Source organism: Carboxylicivirga sp. M1479 (genome assembly GCF_007097485.1).
In the GTDB taxonomy this organism is placed as follows: Bacteria; Bacteroidota; Bacteroidia; order Bacteroidales; family Marinilabiliaceae; genus Carboxylicivirga.
Genome location: NZ_VKDE01000004.1, coordinates 326,715 through 345,667, shown reverse-complemented (window position 1 = coordinate 345,667; position 18,953 = coordinate 326,715). Strand labels below are relative to the sequence as shown.

General features: G+C 38.5%; 13 protein-coding genes. 7 read left to right on the top strand and 6 right to left on the bottom strand.

The window, feature by feature from the left end:
* Positions 1 to 419: 419 nt before the first annotated feature.
* The gene (locus FNN09_RS04830) at positions 420 to 890 is read right to left on the bottom strand and encodes a hypothetical protein (protein ID WP_143300351.1); all 471 of its coding nucleotides are present in this window, start codon (positions 888 to 890) and stop codon (positions 420 to 422) included.
* Between the two features lie 459 nt (positions 891 to 1,349).
* On the opposite strand from FNN09_RS04830, the gene FNN09_RS04825 reads away from it, so the two are divergent.
* The 7 genes from FNN09_RS04825 (at position 1,350) to FNN09_RS04795 (ending at position 8,557) form a co-directional block, all read left to right on the top strand.
* Positions 1,350 to 2,105 carry a hypothetical protein gene (locus FNN09_RS04825; RefSeq protein ID WP_143300350.1) on the top strand — a complete coding sequence of 252 codons (756 nt, stop codon included), beginning with the start codon at positions 1,350 to 1,352 and terminating at the stop codon, positions 2,103 to 2,105.
* Positions 2,106 to 2,382: 277 nt separating this feature from the next.
* The gene (locus FNN09_RS04820; protein WP_143300349.1) at positions 2,383 to 3,288 is read left to right on the top strand and encodes a hypothetical protein; all 906 of its coding nucleotides are present in this window, start codon (positions 2,383 to 2,385) and stop codon (positions 3,286 to 3,288) included.
* Positions 3,257 to 4,096, top strand: coding sequence for a hypothetical protein (locus FNN09_RS04815; RefSeq protein ID WP_143300348.1), 840 nt, complete (start codon positions 3,257 to 3,259; stop codon positions 4,094 to 4,096). Before FNN09_RS04820 ends, FNN09_RS04815 begins: the two co-directional genes overlap by 32 nt.
* Before the next feature lie 15 nt (positions 4,097 to 4,111).
* Complete coding sequence (locus FNN09_RS04810) at positions 4,112 to 4,717, top strand: ABC transporter ATP-binding protein (RefSeq protein ID WP_143300347.1); 606 nt, start codon at positions 4,112 to 4,114, stop codon at positions 4,715 to 4,717.
* A complete protein-coding gene (locus tag FNN09_RS04805) occupies positions 4,698 to 5,471 on the top strand; it encodes a hypothetical protein (RefSeq protein WP_143300346.1) in 774 nt (257 codons plus the stop codon). The genes FNN09_RS04810 and FNN09_RS04805 overlap by 20 nt, the downstream gene beginning before the upstream one ends.
* An 11-nt stretch (positions 5,472 to 5,482) precedes the next feature.
* Entirely contained in the window at positions 5,483 to 7,402 is a 1,920-nt protein-coding gene (locus FNN09_RS04800; RefSeq protein WP_143300345.1) for a prolipoprotein diacylglyceryl transferase family protein, read from the top strand.
* Positions 7,403 to 7,420: 18 nt separating this feature from the next.
* Positions 7,421 to 8,557 (top strand): hypothetical protein, encoded by a 1,137-nt coding sequence (locus tag FNN09_RS04795; RefSeq protein ID WP_143300344.1) that lies wholly within the window; start codon positions 7,421 to 7,423, stop codon positions 8,555 to 8,557.
* Between the two features lie 635 nt (positions 8,558 to 9,192).
* On the opposite strand, the gene FNN09_RS04790 is transcribed toward FNN09_RS04795, so the two are convergent.
* The 5 genes from FNN09_RS04790 to FNN09_RS04770 all read right to left on the bottom strand — a co-directional run bounded on the left by FNN09_RS04790 (position 9,193) and on the right by FNN09_RS04770 (position 18,885).
* Positions 9,193 to 10,512, bottom strand: a complete 1,320-nt coding sequence (locus tag FNN09_RS04790; RefSeq protein WP_143300343.1) for a DUF3472 domain-containing protein — start codon at positions 10,510 to 10,512, stop codon at positions 9,193 to 9,195.
* Between the two features lie 219 nt (positions 10,513 to 10,731).
* Positions 10,732 to 12,222 (bottom strand): Gfo/Idh/MocA family protein, encoded by a 1,491-nt coding sequence (locus tag FNN09_RS04785; RefSeq protein WP_143300342.1) that lies wholly within the window; start codon positions 12,220 to 12,222, stop codon positions 10,732 to 10,734.
* A gap of 21 nt (positions 12,223 to 12,243) precedes the next feature.
* On the bottom strand, positions 12,244 to 13,659 hold the full coding sequence (locus FNN09_RS04780; RefSeq protein ID WP_185968871.1) for a sulfatase: 1,416 nt from the start codon (positions 13,657 to 13,659) through the stop codon (positions 12,244 to 12,246).
* A gap of 111 nt (positions 13,660 to 13,770) precedes the next feature.
* Positions 13,771 to 15,594: a RagB/SusD family nutrient uptake outer membrane protein gene (locus FNN09_RS04775; RefSeq protein WP_143300340.1), complete on the bottom strand. Its 1,824-nt coding sequence runs from the start codon at positions 15,592 to 15,594 to the stop codon at positions 13,771 to 13,773.
* A gap of 48 nt (positions 15,595 to 15,642) precedes the next feature.
* Positions 15,643 to 18,885, bottom strand: a complete 3,243-nt coding sequence (locus FNN09_RS04770) for a SusC/RagA family TonB-linked outer membrane protein (protein WP_143300339.1) — start codon at positions 18,883 to 18,885, stop codon at positions 15,643 to 15,645.
* Positions 18,886 to 18,953: the final 68 nt, after the last annotated feature.

Genomic DNA, 18,953 nt, shown 5'->3' with positions numbered 1-18,953 from the left:
ACACAATAATGAGTTGAAACAATTTACTAGCTAAATAAAACCTGCGAATTCTTACTTTTATGTCTAAAAAAGTACCTACTAAGCATCAAAGCCAATGTCTGCCGCAAACTTTTAGCTCATTCAACACACTAAAAAGTAGTTCTGAAGTACTTTTTAATACTCGTATAACAACTAATTAATACCATGCCAGCTCAGTTCAAGTCACTAATAATATTTAAGCCAATGTTCTAGAAGTGAAATTAGTTGCTTGGTGGTACCTTTAAATAGTTAGAGAAAAGTAATTAATAGTTATTAACTACTTTATTAGATTTCAAACCCCAGAAGAGATAAATTGGGCACAGTTATATAAAAGCTACCTATAGTTCAATTACAATTGGGGTGAATAAAAAATCCGGAGGTCTGCATCCGGATTATCAGCTTTATTCTGCTACTTCTTTCTTTTTAGGTCGTCCGGGAAATCGGCTTCTTAGATCGTCATAGATTTCTTTGGCTCCCGGCACACTATTTTTGGCGGCCAACTTAGCATTGTTGTAAAATAACAGTGCTTGCGTGTACGCTTCACTTCCTGCTAACATAGATGTATCATTAATCTGACTGGCCAACTTAGTCAATAAGCTTTCAGCCGGCAGTAAGTTAGTTGCATCAGCCACATCAATATCAAAATCTTCCTGCGTTGAAAATGATGGGCGTAACTCGGGATGCTGCTGACTGTAATCGTGAGCCTTGGTGACAAAAGCCAACGTCTTCTCTCCCATTTTCGGTAGCGTTTGACGCTCCTCTTTTGTTAGGGTAAACAAATGTGTTTCTAGCAAGGTGTTTACCTCTTTTAATTTGCTTACCACCTCGTTAAGCACCTCATTCGGGATACTGGTAGAATGATTATTCTTCATAAATTATTATTTTTGAACCATTAAACATGTGCGGAACACATAAGCCGGAAAGTTTGCAGACCCAAGGCCTATTGTGCTCCGCATTTTTATTTAGCGATTGAATTAACAATAAATATTTATAGCAACAATAGTACTATTGACGAACAAGCAATAAAACATGATTAACAAACCTCAATCTTTGACAAAGGGCTTTTACCACAAAATTTCGACCAAGACAATAACCTTAATGTGTTAAATACGCGCCCATTAATAAACTCAAATAAAGGCACATACACAAACCTGAATTAATGATTTTAGTCAGCATCATCCACGAATTTTACATCTTAAAAGGAATTGAGAATACTCAGCACACCCAAGCCCTGAAGGTCTGATTAACGACCATTATGTTGCATAATTCACTACGTCACAAAAACATTTCCACCAATAACTTGTTGCAAAATCAACAAGACAAGTATAAAAATGAAAATAGTCCTTATTAATTCCATCTTACTACTGGCTTTTTCAACATTTACTTATTCACAGGTTGAAAATGACACGATTAAATCGAATGATTTAATAAGAGCAGAGTGGCATGACGAGGCTGGGAATGCATACCTTACACTCAACCTTATTAATGGCATTCCAATTGCCGACTTTTCATCGCGTTATTCAAAAAAGAACTTGTGGGGTTTCGGTACCGACCTGGTTATTAGTCCAATTATAAGTGCTCTTTTTTGGCAACCTGGTATACAATACCAATACTACCATGGAGGAAAAGATTGGGCTGATTGGCATGGTTTAGAATTGGCTACCAGCGTACATTTCCATCAACTCAATTTCATAAACCGCTTCCGATTTGCATCTCGAAAGAAGTTTTCGCCCTACCTTGAAATTGGGATGGGCAAAACATGGAGTAAAGCAAGATCATGGTATACCATTGTAGATGAAGCAACATTTTTTGAACAGCTTTTTTTTAACGCAGAGGACGAGGTAGAAACGCATCAAATGAAGAAGTATACTGACAACGTTTCTAACCTATCTTTGGGGGTAGGCTTTATGTTGTATAACTGGGTAAATATTCAGATTAAATATGTTTCCAGTCAGGAAATAACCTATGTACAAAAAGGAGACATAAGAGTTTCTGCCCCAGACATTACCTATATAAATAGCAACTCAACAATTGAGATGATTGTATTAAGCCTGGGAGTAAGTACGGAGTTGTTGTATCGCTATTAACAGACAGGCAAGATATAAGCTGAGATTTGCACAATACCATTCGACTCATCACTATAAAACCTGAACTAAAAAAATAGCATTTACTAAGCAAAGTGCTTCCAAAGCCTTTTCTATTATAAGGTCACACTTTTATCTAACCATTCCCATTCATTTAGACATAAAAACGTTTCAAACTTATTTTTCTGACAAATGGAGTTTCTTCAATAACTTCCATAACTTTATATAATTCGGCATACCATCAGTGATAAATGAAAGTTGTTAGCGTAAATATTTTCCAATGAAAAAGCTACAAAAATCTGATCAATTAGCTCTTCAGATGAGGCATAAGGTATATAACTATTTATTAGAAACCAGAGCCTGGAAGTACCGAAGTTTCCTAATTTATTTGCGTTTATTTAAATATATATCATTTAGTCCTTCCAGAGGAAATTTTCTGGAATCGTATTATACATTGATGCGTTATATTGATGATATTGTTGATGGCGATGCACCTGTACCAAAAGGTTATAAAGATTCAGAAGAATATATCCGTTCGAAGCAGGCATTTTCCAAGTTATTGATCAATCCTGCAGATGAGGTAGACTATTTAATGATATACTGCATGGAGCTGGCCAACAAAATTGGTGAGGACTTTACAGGTGAAACAGATGATATATTGTCCAGCCTTTTGTTTGATGCTAAAAGAAGGGGAAAGTATATTATTTTTCCTGAGAAAGAATTATTGCATCATTTTCACATCATGGATGTGAGAGGTACTATCAAAGCAACACTCAAATTATTTAAAGAAGAACCGGATAAATATACACTTCTTCAGCCGCTTGGATTAGCTACCAGAATTCATTACGACCTACAGGATTACGAGTCCGATTTGGAAGCTGGCTATGTCAATATAAGCAAAGAAGATTGCGAGCGTTTTGGCATCAGGCCAGATTATATTAGAGATCGTTCACACCCTTCAGTCCAAGCTTGGTTCGTTCATCAGGCAAATAAGGGTTTAAAATTAATTAATGAGCACCATGAGAATATGAAAAAAGCCGATTTTTCATACTTAACCAAGTGCACTTTGCCAGTTGTGTATGAATGGCCGGCTAAAAAGTTCCTCATGGATGTACTTAATAAAAGGTCAACACAATCATTAGAGATTAAAGACTATGATGAAGTCAATAAACAAACATACCACTAATCAAGCCAACACAGAGTTTAGCGTTTCTAAATGGTTTATGGATTGTGTATCTGAAGAAGGCACTTGTATTATTGCCTATGCTGCTGAAATGAGAAAAAAGGGAATTGTTATACCCTACAAAAGTCTGTTAATTTCAGAACCAGGCAAGGAAGCTGTCATAAAAACAAAATTTAAAACTAGTAAATGGCCTCAGCTTAAAGGAGAATGTATCCAATGGGATGATGAAAGCCTGGGCATAAAAGGCCATTGGAAACAAAAAGGAAGTAGTTTAAAATCCAGGCTGTATGATTCAGAAAAAGGAAAGCTTGACTGGCATTGTTACCAAAGCAGTTCGTCAGCTAATATAGGCTTAAACAATCAACTTGATTTGAAAGGCTATGGATATATTGAACATCTTTCACTAACAATTGAGCCATGGAAACTTAAGATTAAAAAATTACGCTGGGGTCGGTTTATTTCTGATAACATAAACCTTGTTTGGATTGACTTTACCGGAGCCCAAGCTCAACGCTGGGTATGGCACAATGGTGATTATGTGGTGGCCAGTGTGTTAAATGATGAGGAAATAATTATTCCCACAATGGAACTAAAGCTAAAATTGAAGCTGGAAAGAATACTGGAAAGGGGGCATAAAATGCTTAAAGTAGCAAGAGGTATCCTACAATTTATTTCCGGTTTTAATAAACAGATACCCGATTTGTTTCTAAAAACGAATGAAACAAAGTGGCTAAGCAAAGGTACACTCTACCATCAAGAGAAAGTAATATCTGAAGGGTGGGCAATACATGAATTGGTTGATTTTAATTAGACATATTTTGAGGCAATGCTTAAGGCAGAAAATATTAAAAAATCATTCGGTAAAAAAACGGTTTTAAACAGGATAAATCTGGATATAGGTCCTGCTCAACTAAAAGCGATCGTGGGCGAAAATGGCGCAGGCAAATCTACACTTGTCAAAATTATTGTTGGATATTGGAAAGCTGACGAAGGGAAGTTAAGCACAAAATGCTCAATTGGTTACTGCCCGCAACAAACTTTGGTATTTAAGCAACTAACGATAGAGGAGAACTATCGGTATTTTGCTGCAGCTTATGGTCTCCAACCGGACGAACGAATCAATCAAGAGCACTTTAATTACCTGATGAAACTGTTTAAGTTTGAACAATACAAGAACCAAAAAGTGATCCAATTGAGTGGTGGCACGATACAGAAACTCAATCTGGCGCTTGCTTTAATTCATCAACCAAATTTATTAATACTTGATGAGCCATATAATGGTTTTGATTGGGAGACATACCATTCTTTCTGGGAGTTTATAAGCTTATATAAGGATATTGGCAACAGTGTACTACTAGTCTCACATTTGATAACTGACAAGTCTTTGTTTGATAGAGTGTATCAACTTAATAATGGAAAATTTGATGCGTAAAATACGTTTATATATAAGCAGTGGCATGGTACTGAGAATGATTCTACGAAAAAGAATTATTCCATTACTATTGATTGTAATACCCAGTGCTTTCTTCTATATGGTATACCTAACCACGTCGGAGAGAATCATGCCTTTTGAAGTAGCATCTATTGCTGATAAATTAATTCTGCAGGTTTCAGAACGCAATAGTTCATTCGTCTTTTTTGCAGTTGCTACGGTGGGTTTCTTATCATCGTATATTGGTCTGAGTCTTATTCAGGAAATGGTTGACGTGAATAAACGGCTGATTATATGTGGCTATCATCCAATAGAGTTAATGGGCAGTAGCTTTTTAGTTCTTCTTGTTGTCATTATTTTTGTTTCCACCTACATCAGCTTATCCATGCTTTTGTTTTTTACACCTGTTAGTTTTGCTGGCTTTTTTATATCCATGGTGATGTCTGGCTTAACCTACGGCTGCTATGGTTTACTGATTGGCAGTGTATTTAAAGGAGAACTGGAGGGAATATTGCTGATTGTTTTACTGGCCAATATTGATGCCGGATGGCTACAAAATCCATTGTTCTATTCTGGGGCGCAAAACAAAATGATTATACAAGTATTGCCGGCATATTACCCTTCGCAAATGGCTATTGTTTCGGCCTTTAGTAGTTATTCAACTACTAAAATATTATTCGGATCCATCGCTTACTTCTGCTCTTTCGGAGCATTAGCTGCAACAATCTATTATCAAAAAATGAAGAAAAAATAACACAGGACATTATGGTTAATATTAAGAGTGTGTATAAAAAAATTATTTATAGCGCCTTTTTCACCATCGTTTTACCAGTAGCACTATTCTATTGGAGTAAAACAATTGATACCTTAAGTGATTGGTCGGTTATTTACTCAGTAAAATGGGGTGTAGCGTTATTTGCATTGGGCTCGATAATGCTTCTTTGGGGAATGATTGCAATAATGTACTTTGGCAAAGGCCTACCACTCAATGCGTATCCACCAGAAACATATGTAAAAAAGGGGCCCTACTATTTATTAAGGCATCCTATCTATTGGGGTTTTGGCTCAATGTTATTCGGTGCATCCATATACTTTGGTTCTTCTGGGGGATTTTGGCTTGTTTCACCAATACTTATTTTAAGTATGACAGCTTTGGTGTGGGGTTATGAGAGAATACAACTTAAAGAACGATTCTCTGATTACGATGAGCCAGTTTTCTTTTCCTGGCCGGCCAATAATAATCAAAAACCATATTGGAATCATCGCTTGAATGCGGCATTATTGCCATTACTATTAATACTGATAACCAAGATGATATTTTTGACATTTGATCCAATTGGTGACAGTACCAATACTACCAATTGGATATTTAAAAACATTCCTGAAATAGTACGCATTGACTATGTTGCGATACTTCTTATCCTTTTAACGCCCATCTTACCACTAACTCAAAAAGAATTACGGGATTGGATTAAGTCAGTCACTCTATTAAACATACTGGTAGTCTACACCACTTTAGTCTGTCTTCCGTTTGCAGAAATAAATCTGTATAACTCGGTTTCTTTTTCATGGCAAAATATCTTTTGGGCTGATGCCTTGTCAGACACGAATCGATGGCTATTTAATGGTTGTTGGTTACTGCTTATTGGAAACACATATGCCCATGCTTACCCCCGATGGCGATATTTCATTGGCTTACTATCACTATTGCTATTAATCATTATTGTGGGTTCAACTAAACAGCCGCCCGTTAACTTACTTACCTCCTTAGTGCTATATGGTTTAATTGTAAAGAGCAAAAGAATTTGGAATGTTTTGAGAAGTACATCGGAGAAAATCGCTAATTCATGGAAAGAGTGGGAATTTGGTTCGATACGTATTATTAACCATGGATTTTATGTTGGAGCAGGAGCTTTCTTAGGGGTTGCATTATCGGGTTGGTTAGTCGGAGTAGAATATGTGTGGGCCATCGTGATTTTTGGCATTATTGTCATCGTATTCTCCGCCTTGTGGGCACAATTTATTGAAGGATCTGAAAAACTTAAAAGACCATATGGCTACTATGGTGCACTCGTCGGAATTATATTCTCAGCATGGGCAATGCACTTAATTGGATACCAGGTTTGGGTAGTTATTGGAGTGATCTCGGTTTTCATGCCATGGATTCAGGCAATTGGTCGATTAAGATGCCTAATTAACGGTTGCTGTCATGGAAGCAAGGTAAAGACTACAGACATAGGTATACGCTACTTTCATCCACGATCAAGGGTTTGTGGCTTATCGCATATGAAAGGAGAAGCACTCCACCCGACCCCCCTATATGCAATCATTTGGTTATTCTTTGTCGGTTTTGCTCTTCTTTCAATGTGGTTCAACAATGTATCATATTCTATGATATTTGGGGTCTATCTTTTGCTTTCAGGAATCGGTCGTTTTGTTGAGGAAGCCTACCGTGGTGAGGTTCAAACACCCTTCTTATATGGATTGAGACTTTACCAATGGACAGCCATGATATCGATGTTAATTGGAGCAATAATAACTCTTATACCGGTTGAACGTGAATTGCATGCTCCTGTATATACTTGGGATATCCTATATAGTGCTTTTACATTAGGGATGTTTACATTCTTTGCAATGGGAGTTGACTTTCCAAAGTCTAATAAACGCTTTTCGCGTTTAGTTTAACCATTTTAATTTGAAATCATGAGTGAGGTTTCCAAATATCAAAAGTTCAATACACCTGTATACATCTACTCAAAGGATCAGCTCTCAGCTAATTACAAGTTACTTGAGGCATCATTCCCTTATCAGCATATGCAAATTCATTATGCGGTTATGTGTAACAACAACAAAGATGTATTAAGGGAAATCAGAAAGCTTGGGGGCTCAGTTCAGGTCAACTCACTTAATGAGCTTGAGTTAGTTAAAGATATTGGCTTTGATAAAAGGTGTATTTCATTTACTTCTATTGGTCTTGATAAAGATTCTCTAAGACATTTGATAAACGAAGGTGTACAGCTAAACCTTGATTCGATAGAAGAAGTTGAGAAACTATGCCAACTGACTTCTAATTACTCTTTTGGCATTAGAGTAAATATAAAGGATGATATCATACTAAACAAAGATCATACAAATTCGTACAAACATTCTGATGTTGGAATTAAAGAAGAAGACTTTAAAAGAGTTACACAAATTGCCCGCCAGGCATCTTGCAAAATTAACGGTGTACATGGCTACTTAGCATCTAACATACTCGATACTGTTCCCTGTATGAAATTTGGAGATTACTTAGGACGTTGTGCCAGTTCTTTTAAAGATTTGGAATATCTAAATTTCGGCAGTGGCTTTGGTGTATTTTGCGAGTGCAAAACCAAACACTTTGATTTTGAAACAATAGGGCGACACTATGCAAATATTACTGAAGATTTAAGTACCAATTTCAACAGAGATATTCAACTTAAAATTGAACCGGGTCGATCAATTGTAGCAAGTGCCGGCATACTATTGGCAAAAGTCACAAATATCAAACAACTGCAGGATAAAAAACAGGTTGCTATTGACGTTGGCTTTGGCGGCTTTGCAAGACCTATACTATATAATGCATGCCATTTAATTGAAGTATTAGGTAAAGAAAACGGTGCAGAACATTATGATGTAAGAGCTGCCACGGTTTTACAATCTGATTTTATCGGAAGAGACCGGTACCTTCCCTTAATTGAAGAGAATGACATTGTAGTGATACATAATGCAGGTGCTTACGGAATGGTTATGGCGTCTGGCTTTCCCGGACGTAAAAAACCGGAAGAAATCATGATTACTTCCTTTGCAGACTTGCTATAAATATTTTATGTCCAGGTCTATTATTGAAAATGAGAAACTGATAACCTTAGTTCGATATCAGCTTTAAGATTCTGTTTATTAATCTCAGTTCGACATAAAATTAATAGCTCAGACCGCTTGTAAATAATTGGTTTCAAGGAATCTTTGCGAAGGCATAGCGGGCTATGGTAAGCAATTATGACGAAGAAAACAGTTGTTTACAAGTGGAAATCCATGCTTTTTATTAAATAACAGATCTACTTCTCTAAATTTTATCACCATAGCTAGCTATGCTTCAAAAATTTATATTGTATATCAGTCATTTAATAAAACCTGAGCTGTTTAATTTTAATCGAACTGAGGTTATTACAAAAAAGCTGATTAGTAATTCTAATTTGAAATGAGACTTAAATTATTTTGAATATTCTGGACTTATGTGAGGCAAAAAATGATGCATAGCCATAGTTATGCCGATATATTTCAACAAAACACATGTTCAAAAGAACAAAAAAAATAAGGCGCGTTTCAATGTAGTATTGGTATAAGATCAACATTATAAAACACAAATTAGCTTGCTATCGTTAGGGTAAAAAAATCCCTGAATCGGCCTAAAGACTTCATCAGGGATGTATTGTTTATATCGCTATATCAATTACTTATGGCAACTTACTCACATCAACATCGGGTTGTTGTCCTATTGCGCTACGTGTATGCTCACTATCAATTGCTGTTGTGTGGTTAAAAAAGCCACAGTTCTGCATAAAAAAGCTACCCTCTTCAACACCGCCGGCATAATCCATGCGCGACTCCTTACGTGCTGTTGCATCGGCCGTAAAGCGAGCCTTCACCATCTCGTACCACTGCCCGTTGGTAGCTCGAACCCATTGATTGTTATAAAATGCTTTGCGTGTTTGAGCCCCAGTTTCTGTATGAAAATTCTCAAGAAACGAATGCGGTCTCGTCAACCAGGTTTGTGTTTTTGGTCGCTTAAAGCTGGCTATTAATTGCCACTCATTAAATTCCGGTCCGTTAAACCAGGCTGTATACTGGGTATAACCATTATCAACTGGTTCACCTTTTAGTAAAAATTGATAGGTATTACCCGTTATCCAATTGTACTTCCAATAACTTTGGCCACCCGAACCTTCGTTACCAAACTCGCCTGTTGTTACACCATCGCCCTTTCGTACTAATTTAATTCTATCCTCTTCAGGTATAGAACTTGGGTCATCGGTTTGATAAGGACTCCAAACGGAAAACAATATGCGGCGCTCGGTATTTGAATTAACCTGAATACCAAAGTATCCTTCGCCAAAGCCATTGGCCATGTAGTACGATCCTACTTTATCCTGTCCCTCTGGCACTGTTATCTCATTGTAAAAGTATTCCACATCACTTACGGCAGTTGGTACTTCGTATGAGAGATGTACCGATGGACCACGACGTCCCCAATAAAACTCTTCATTAACAAAGTACACTTTACCTTTTGTTGCTTCTCCTCCCAACATCACATCCTTGATCTCGGCAAAGGTTGCTGCTTCTTTTGACAAGCCTTCAATTTCTATACAATAGTACCCAGGTTCGTTAATGGTATACGCCCCCACATAAGTATTACTTATACGCGTCGATTTTAGTTCCACTTCGTTAGACACCCCATTGAGGGTGCATTTCAATTGCGATTTACCACTTATGACTTTGGCATTTAAACCAAGATGCAATTCCCCTGTAGCCGGCAACTTAAAGTAAATACGAAAAACATCTGTCTTTGAAGTCCAATTGGCAACTCCCTGCTCACTTATTAGTTGCGCGCCTTTATCAACATTACCCACCAGCCACGTATTGCCACCTGCAGGCACACGGATATCCAAAGTGGGTATTTTATCATCAGGCGTTGTTTTGCCATCATCACTACAACTGACGCAGCCCATCAAAAGCATGCCAACAGTAATAAATAATGTTAGTCCTATAATTTTCATTTTATATCTTTTATTTTTAATCATCTATTACTATATACTCACTCTAGGACTTCATCCCTAAAGCATAAAAAAAGTTCCCATTCTGTATGCCAATCCGTATAAAAGTAAAAATCGCAAAGCAGATAAATTCATCTTACAATTGCGACTTTCACAATATCATTAAAGAAAGAGCTCACTTACATCCCTACCTTTAGGCCAGCAATACTAAACTAATTGCTTTTAGTGCACATTCAATTGCTTACCAGAATCGGCTTCTTTTAAGTTACGAACACCTGTTGTGCCACCACCTTTTAGGGTTAACTCAACTGGCTTATTCGTCTTCCATTTTCCGCGTGTAAAATCAGGTATATCAATTGGCTTGGAGCCATTCAATATCGACCACTCACTCAAAGGCGTAATACACGACCATGAGGCTGCGTCATACACATCCATGTCCATTGGTAAACCATTACGCAAACAGTCGATCAAGCGCCAATCCATCATAAAGTCCATACCTCCGTGGCCTCCAACCTGCTTAGCCATCTCACCGATACGACGTACAATTTCAGGAGTATATTTCTCTTGCAATTCTTTCATTTTGGCATCATCAGCCTTCGAATGGCCAAATGCTATGTGTTGTAAAGGCCACTTCTGAGCAAAGCACTTAGTACCGCTCAACATGTGTATACGTGAATATGGACGTGGCGAGCTGATGTCATGCTGAATCATCATAGTACGACCTTTGGCCGTACGAATCATTTGCATATCCATGTTACCACGCATTTCCTTACCAATAAACTGCTGCAAATCGGGTCTGTCAGGAGCCAGCTCTTTAATACGATGCTTCAAAGTGAAATCATCCGACATCATGGCCGTTAAGTAATCCATACGGTCGCCACGATTAATATCCATAGCCTGACAGATAGGTCCTAAACCGTGCGTCGGGTATACATTGGCCTTACGGGTATTTTCGTGCAAACGCCACAATTTGTCATAAGCTCCATCGCCACGTGGTTTATCGTCCTTTGGCTTGTTGAAATGCCAATAATCCAAATCGTGGATATAAGCTCCTTCACCGTGCACCAAATCACCAAAAGCACCCTGACGTGCCATATTCAAGGTCAATAACTCAAAGAAATCGTAACAGCAGTTCTCCAATATCACACAGTGTTTTTTGGTCTGCTCCGATACTTCAACCATCTCCCAACATTCGTCCATGGTTTTAGCAGTAGATACCTCAACGGCTGTATGGCTTCCACCTTTCATGGCAGCAATAGCCACTGGCACGTGCCATTCCCAAGGTGTAGCGATGTATACTAAATCAACCAAACCACTCTCACATAACTCTTTAAAGGCAGTATCGCTACCTGTAAATTCTTTGGCTTTTGGCAAACCAGCCTTAGCCAGCGAAGCCTGTGCGCCATCTAGTGCTGCCTGACGGGTATCGCAAATGGCTGTTACCTCAACTCCTTCGATAAAACCCATGCGGTCAACAGCGCCAATGCCTCGGTCGCCGATTCCCACAAAACCTACTCGCACAGTTTCCAATTTGGGAGCAGCGTAGCCACACATGTTAAAACTCATGGCAGGCAAACGCTCTGCCGATTTACGAATATGACCAACAACCTCGTTAGTTTTGGTGTTAGTAGTACATCCTGCCAAAGGAGCCGAAGCGATAACGCCTGTTCCAATAGCCATATTTTTCAAAAACGACCTTCTACTTGATGACATGGTGTTAATATTTTTAGTTTGTTATAAGTTTTTGTCTTCTTTTATTGCTAAATCAGCTTTTTCAGCCAGTTTTAATATCTGCTTAACAATCTTCGGGTGCTGATCAGCCACATCGGTCTTCTCTCCGATGTCATTATCCAAATTAAATAATTGCGCTTGAGCCACATTTCCAGTCCAATGCTTACCCGGCATTATCAATTTCCAGTTTTGATAGCGCACACTCATTAAACCACCTCGTGCTTTAAATCCATAGATAGCTTTATGTGGCGAAACAGCCCCATCCTCTTGCCTCATTAAGGGTAAAATATTCTTCCCATCAATAATTCGATCAGTAGGTATTTGAGCACCTGCTACATGAGCGAATGTTGTAAATAAATCCATGGCTGCCACAGGCTCGTCACAGGTCGTTCCCTGCGGAATATGATTGGGCCAACTCATGATACACGAAACACGAATCCCCCCGTCAAAACGTTCTTGATACTTTCCTTCACGCAAAATATGCTGACGATTTGGATCTGTATACCCAAATTTGCCATAACAATTCTCTAATTCTTCATCCTGATGCACCAAAGGTCCATTGTCCGATGAAAACACGATGATGGTATTATCTTCTATTTTCAAGCGTTTTAAGGTGTTAACAATAATGCCAACCGAACGATCTAAGTATTCCACCGCATCGCCATAAGCCGCTGCTTTACTTTGCCCCTCGAAGCCCTTTGGCACAAACCAAGGGGTGTGCGTTTCAATATTGGCATATTGTAAGTAAAAAGGTGTTTCTGCTTTTACCGATCGAAAGATAAATTTACAAGCCTCACGCGTAAAAAGGGCAGGTAATTCGGCAATGTCATTATTATCGCAACGCTTGATAACTTGTGCTTGCTCAATCAATGGAATGGCCGGATCGCTCACTCCGTTAGGCCTCCAACCACTGTTACCAATACGCTCTGGTCCGTGATCATTGGGGTAAGGAATACCTAAAAACTCATCGAAACCGTGTACACATGGCAAAAATTGAGGCAGATGTCCGAGGTGCCACTTACCGTACAAAGCAGTAGAATAACCCTGTTGCTTTAACAGTTCGGTAATGGTGACTTCTAACTCATCCTCCAAACCAGTTTTCGAATGAGGAAATAAAACATATAAACCCTCGCCATTATTTACTCTGGGAGCATAGCGCCCTGTTAGAAGAGCTGCCCGAGATGGCGTACACGTACCATGTGGAGCGTAAAAGCTGGTAAATTTCATACCCTTGGCTGCTAAAGCATCCAAATTGGGCGTGTTGATATCTTTTGAACCAAAACAACTTAAATCGTCATACCCTACATCGTCGGCTAAAATATGAATGATGTTAGGTTTACTAATTGTTTGTGCTTTGCTAGTAAGAGCACATGCGAATAATACTGTTGAAAGAAAAAGTACTTTGTTAATTCTGTTCATAACCATTCGTTTGTTGTTAATCAGCTTATCACCCAATTAAATCAGATTTCCTTATTATTTCAGTTTAAAAATAAGGCGATAATCGCTTATCGCCTTATTCATTTGTAGGTATTATGGATTTTGAATTAGGTCTGGTTGTGCTTGAATCTCTTTTTCTGGAAGATACTCAACAATGTCAAACGACGTTGGTAGCATCTCATAAAAAGGTTCGTTACCACGTAGGTGTGTACCTGGGTAATGGCGATTCATTGTTCGACCGTTACGGAACACATCAAATTTACGATGCCCTTCATAAGCCAACTCTAAACGACGCTCTTTAAGAACGATATCCAACAATGTCATTTCAGGTGTTATGTCTGAAGAAGTATACTCAGCTTCAGCACCAATTGCACGACGACGCACCTCATTGACATTCATTAAAGCATTGCCAATATCACCTTTTTTAGCATATGCCTCTGCTTTGTTCAGATACATCTCAGCTAAACGCACAACCACTGGTGACCACAAGTGACCTTTCCCCTCTTGACCCGAACACTTTGTAACAAAGTATTTTGGATAGGTTTGACGACTTGCCAATAGCTTATTAATACGCAATTTAACAGGCGCATCGAGCATAGTTGTTGCACCAGTTGATGTATTAACCATGTATGGTGTAACACTATAGTTAGTAACACCTGTTTTAGGATCTACCTGTGCAGTAATAGTTGACTCTTCGATAACAGTTGTTTCGTCTGTTCCATCACCATCCAAATCTATTTCCCATGTTTGTTTTAAAGTGGTCATATCAACTGACACTTCATCTTGGTGAAATAAGTAACTGTTGTATTTCATATTTGCATCAGAATCGTCGTTGTCGTATGCATTTAAACCATACCACTCGCCAAACAAACTCTCGCTACTTTCGTCTAGCACCATGCCAGTAACAAAAGCGCCACGTGCATCATCCGGCCACTCATCAACCAAATTGCGGTAACTCACCGAAGCATATAGCTCACCCCAACCAGCACCAGTTAAAGACGGATAACCCTGTGCATCCACAGAAGCGTACATCCCCGGGAATGTATACCAATCATCCCATTGCCCCTGATTGTCTGCTCCATCAACATAACGCAAAGCAAAAATAGTTTCAGAGTTATCATCTGGCGTAAAACGCGGGTACTTTTTAAAGTCATCTTTCGACAACAAAGCATAACGACCCGAGGTAAATACTTTATCGGCATATTCAATGGCCTTATCATTGTCTTCCATATATAAATACACACGCGACAACAAGGCCTGAGCAGCTTCTTTTGTTCCGTAACTAGCTGTTTTCTCAATGGTCATTAACTCTTCTGCTTTTAATAAATCACGAACGATTTGATCGTAGCAATCTTTCACAGAAGAACGAATTGGCTGATCATCAACATCAGTCGTTAATTTTAATGGCACTCCAAGGTTCGACACTGGGTCTTGATTATAAGGACGACCAAACACATTGGTAAGGTAAAAATAAACCATACCTCTTAAGAAGTAGTTCTGACCAATCATGTGATCAATTTCTTCGGAAGCACCAGCTTCAGCTCGTTCAATAACGGTATTGCATCCTACAATTGTTTTGTACGAAGCAGTCCATAAAGCTTGTTTACGATATCCTGTTGTTTGACGTTTGTAGTTGTAAATAAACATCAGCGGATCGGTTGTACTTCCACTTAAAGCCACATTATCACCTGGATATTCGGCAAAACGATAGAAGTTATTTACCCAAGAATACCCATCGGCAATACCACTACCCTTTAAGATAGCGTAATTACCCAAGGTCAATGCTTCTAATGAATTACTCGATGAGTACACATCGTCTTTTTCGATTGTCTCGAATGGTTTTCTATCTAATTCGCAGCTAAAAAGCCCCAGAATGACGGCAGGAATTAGGAACCATGTATATATTTTCTTATTCATTTGTTTTAACTTTTTTTGTTAGCATTTTAATTACCATAACCGGTGTGCTTAAAAGGACATATTAACACCAAACATAAAACGCTTTGGAATAGCATAATCATCATAGGCATCACCACTACCCTCTTCACCAACTTCGGGGTCGATACCTGAATAATCAGTGAATGTCACTAAATTTTCAGCTGAAACATACACACTTACATTTTTAAGAAAATCAACTTTCTTAATATTACCTAAAGAGTAATTCAACATTACGTTACGCAACCTCAGGTAACTTCCATCTTCCATATAGCGTGAAGACGTTTTGTTCGAAAGGTTGATACCACCATTGTATGGCTGTGGATGTGTTGCATTATCGCCAGGCTTTTCCCAACGACTCCAGCCATCGTGTAACGACATGGCATTAAAGGTTGAGTAGGCGCCATCGTTATCATACAACTCACGTGCATAATGGTAAATATCGATACCAGAAACGTAATCCAAATTCATCGTTAACGTTAGATTCTTATACGACATAGTAGAATTAATACCACCAAAGAAGTCAGGTGTTGAAGCACCTACATTTTGCAAAGCGGCTTTGTTGTAATCAGTCGTCAAACTACGGTTACCATCGTCATCAATCGTTTCCCACTGAGGCATACCATCATCAGGGTTCACGCCCATCCACTTACGCATGTACCATGTATCAATATCTTCGCCAACACTGCGGATTTTATTACCAGAAATAATGTCATTTCCTTCAAATAGTTCAGTAATTTCGTTACGATTAACACCGATATTGGCATCTAAACGCCACTCAAAACCATCAGAAGCAGATGTGATAATATCAGCACCTAGTACCACCTCAAAACCTTTGTTTTTAACAGCTCCAATATTCTCCCAATAACCTTCAAAACCAGAAGTTGCAGGAAGAGTAACGTAGTACAATAAGTCTTTCGTATCCTTAATGTAGTACTCCAAACTTAAATCAATGCGGTTATAAAAACGGGCATCTACAGCAATGTTAGTACTGTATGTTCTTTCCCATGTCAAGTCTTCATTACCTAATTGACTAGCTGATATAACCGGCACTTTGTTATATTGGTTGGTTACCGAGTACAATTCTTTACTTGGGTAATAATTACCAGGTGTATTACCTAATGCTCCATAACTGGCTCTTAACTTCAATACATTGATATTATCAAGTGTGAAAAACTCTTCGTTGTGAATATTCCAACCACCACTAAAAGAGTAGAAATTACCAAACTGTGAGTCTGTACCAAATTTTGAAGAACCATCGCGACGGAAAGAGAATTGTGCCATATAACGCGAACCATACGTATAGTTAGCATTAAATAAATACGACTTAAAGGCATAACCTGCTTTTGTACCCTCAATGCGTTTCATTTCAGAACCTGCGTTTAAAATTTCGGTTCCAGAAACAATCCCCTTTTGCTGAGCAAGTGTTGTTGAGTATTCAAAATCGTTAAACTCATAGGCCACTAAACCTGTGAAATAATGCTCACCAAAACCTTTTTGATAACGCAACAACTGGTTGGTAAAGCGGTTTAAGCTTTTATAATGGTAATTGGTTACCGAACCAACATCATTACGACCTGCTGTTGACTGAGGATCGATGTAACTCGACTGATTATTATGCTGGTAATCAAAACTGTTTGACGACACAAAGGTTAATCCTTCAGCTAATTTAATGTCAAAACCAAAGTATGGAGACAAACGTAATTCCGTTGTTTCTGTGTAATCCCACTGCAAATTATAAATAGAGTTACTCTTATCACGGCCAATCCATCCAGACTCAGGATCTGTTGGATCTATAATGGTACCATTATCATCGCGCGGACGATCGTACGGCATATTTAAAAACATTTCGCCAACACTCTGCTGTTTGTTTAAAATATCGCGGTATGAGAAACCTAATTTTGGATGCAAGGTTAACCAAGGCTTAATGTCATAATCGATGTTCATACGACCTGTATAACGCGTATAATCATAACCTTTAACAGCACCAGTTTCATCATATACATTACCTGATATATACGTTCTCAAACGCTCATTACCTCCAGAAAATGAAATACCATAATCTTGTACAATACCCAATTGAGTTCCTTCATCGAACCAATCAGTATTACGAGCTTGCGCTTCATTCGTAAACCAATCTAAATCGCCATATCCATTGGCAAATGACTTAATATAGTCAGTCATTTCAGTGTTGTTCATCACACCAAAGTTCCCAAGTGATAATTTGGTAACACCTGCCTTAACAGCAACATTAATGTTATCAGTTCCTTCTTTGGCAGAACGGGTTGTTACCAAAATAACACCATTGGCAGCACGTGATCCGTATAAAGCCGTCGCAGAAGCATCTTTTAAAATGGATGTTGACTCAATATCTTCTGGATTTAACTGAGGTGCTTCGGCCTGAATAACACCATCAACTACCCAAAGAGGATCAACACTACCACTCAAGGTTGACTTACCACGAATACGGATAGTAGGCGCATCTCCAGGACGACCTGAACTTTGCGATACAAATACACCAGCAGCTTTACCCTGAAGCATGTTACCAACATTAGGTGAAGTAATTCCTTTAAGGTCTTCCGTTTCAAGATTAGCAACAGAACCAGTCAGGTTAGATTTCTTTTGAATACCATAACCCACAACAATTACTTCGTCCATTTCTTCGTATGCCGATAATAAAGTAATATCAATATTACTTTGGCCGGCAAAGGCAACTTCCTGGTTTTCCATGCCGATGAAAGCATAAACGATTGTTTGCGCTCCAGCAGGAATATTAAGCTCATAGCGTCCCTCCACATCTGTGATGGTTCCAATTGTATTATCTTCTTTCAGGTAAACAGCAGCACCTGGTAAGGGATCGCCCGATGCATCAACGATTTTACCTTTAATGGTAACAGCCTCTTGTTGAATATCTTTTGCCATTTTAGGCGCGCTTGGAGTGATGATCACTAAATCGCCCTTTTGCACAGTATAGTAGATATCTGTGTTCTCTAATACCTCTTGCAATACACTTTCTAAATCAACATTACGTTGCTTAATGTCAACCTTTTTACTTAAATCAACTAAATCGGTCTTATACAAGAAACGATATGAACTTTGTTTCTCAATATTAGTGAACACCTCTTCAAGAGAAGCATTCTTTAGCACTACATTCAGCTTTTCTTGCTGACGCGCATGCGTGTGTGTTCCAACCAACAGCATGCTCACGATGAGTAAGCTTGTGACTTTCCACCTGTTAACAGATGTTAAAGCACTTCTCAATCTGTTTTTTTTCATAGATCTGTTATTTGTTATATGAATTATTTGAGCATCTATTCATCCGGCCAGGGATGAGGGTGCTCATT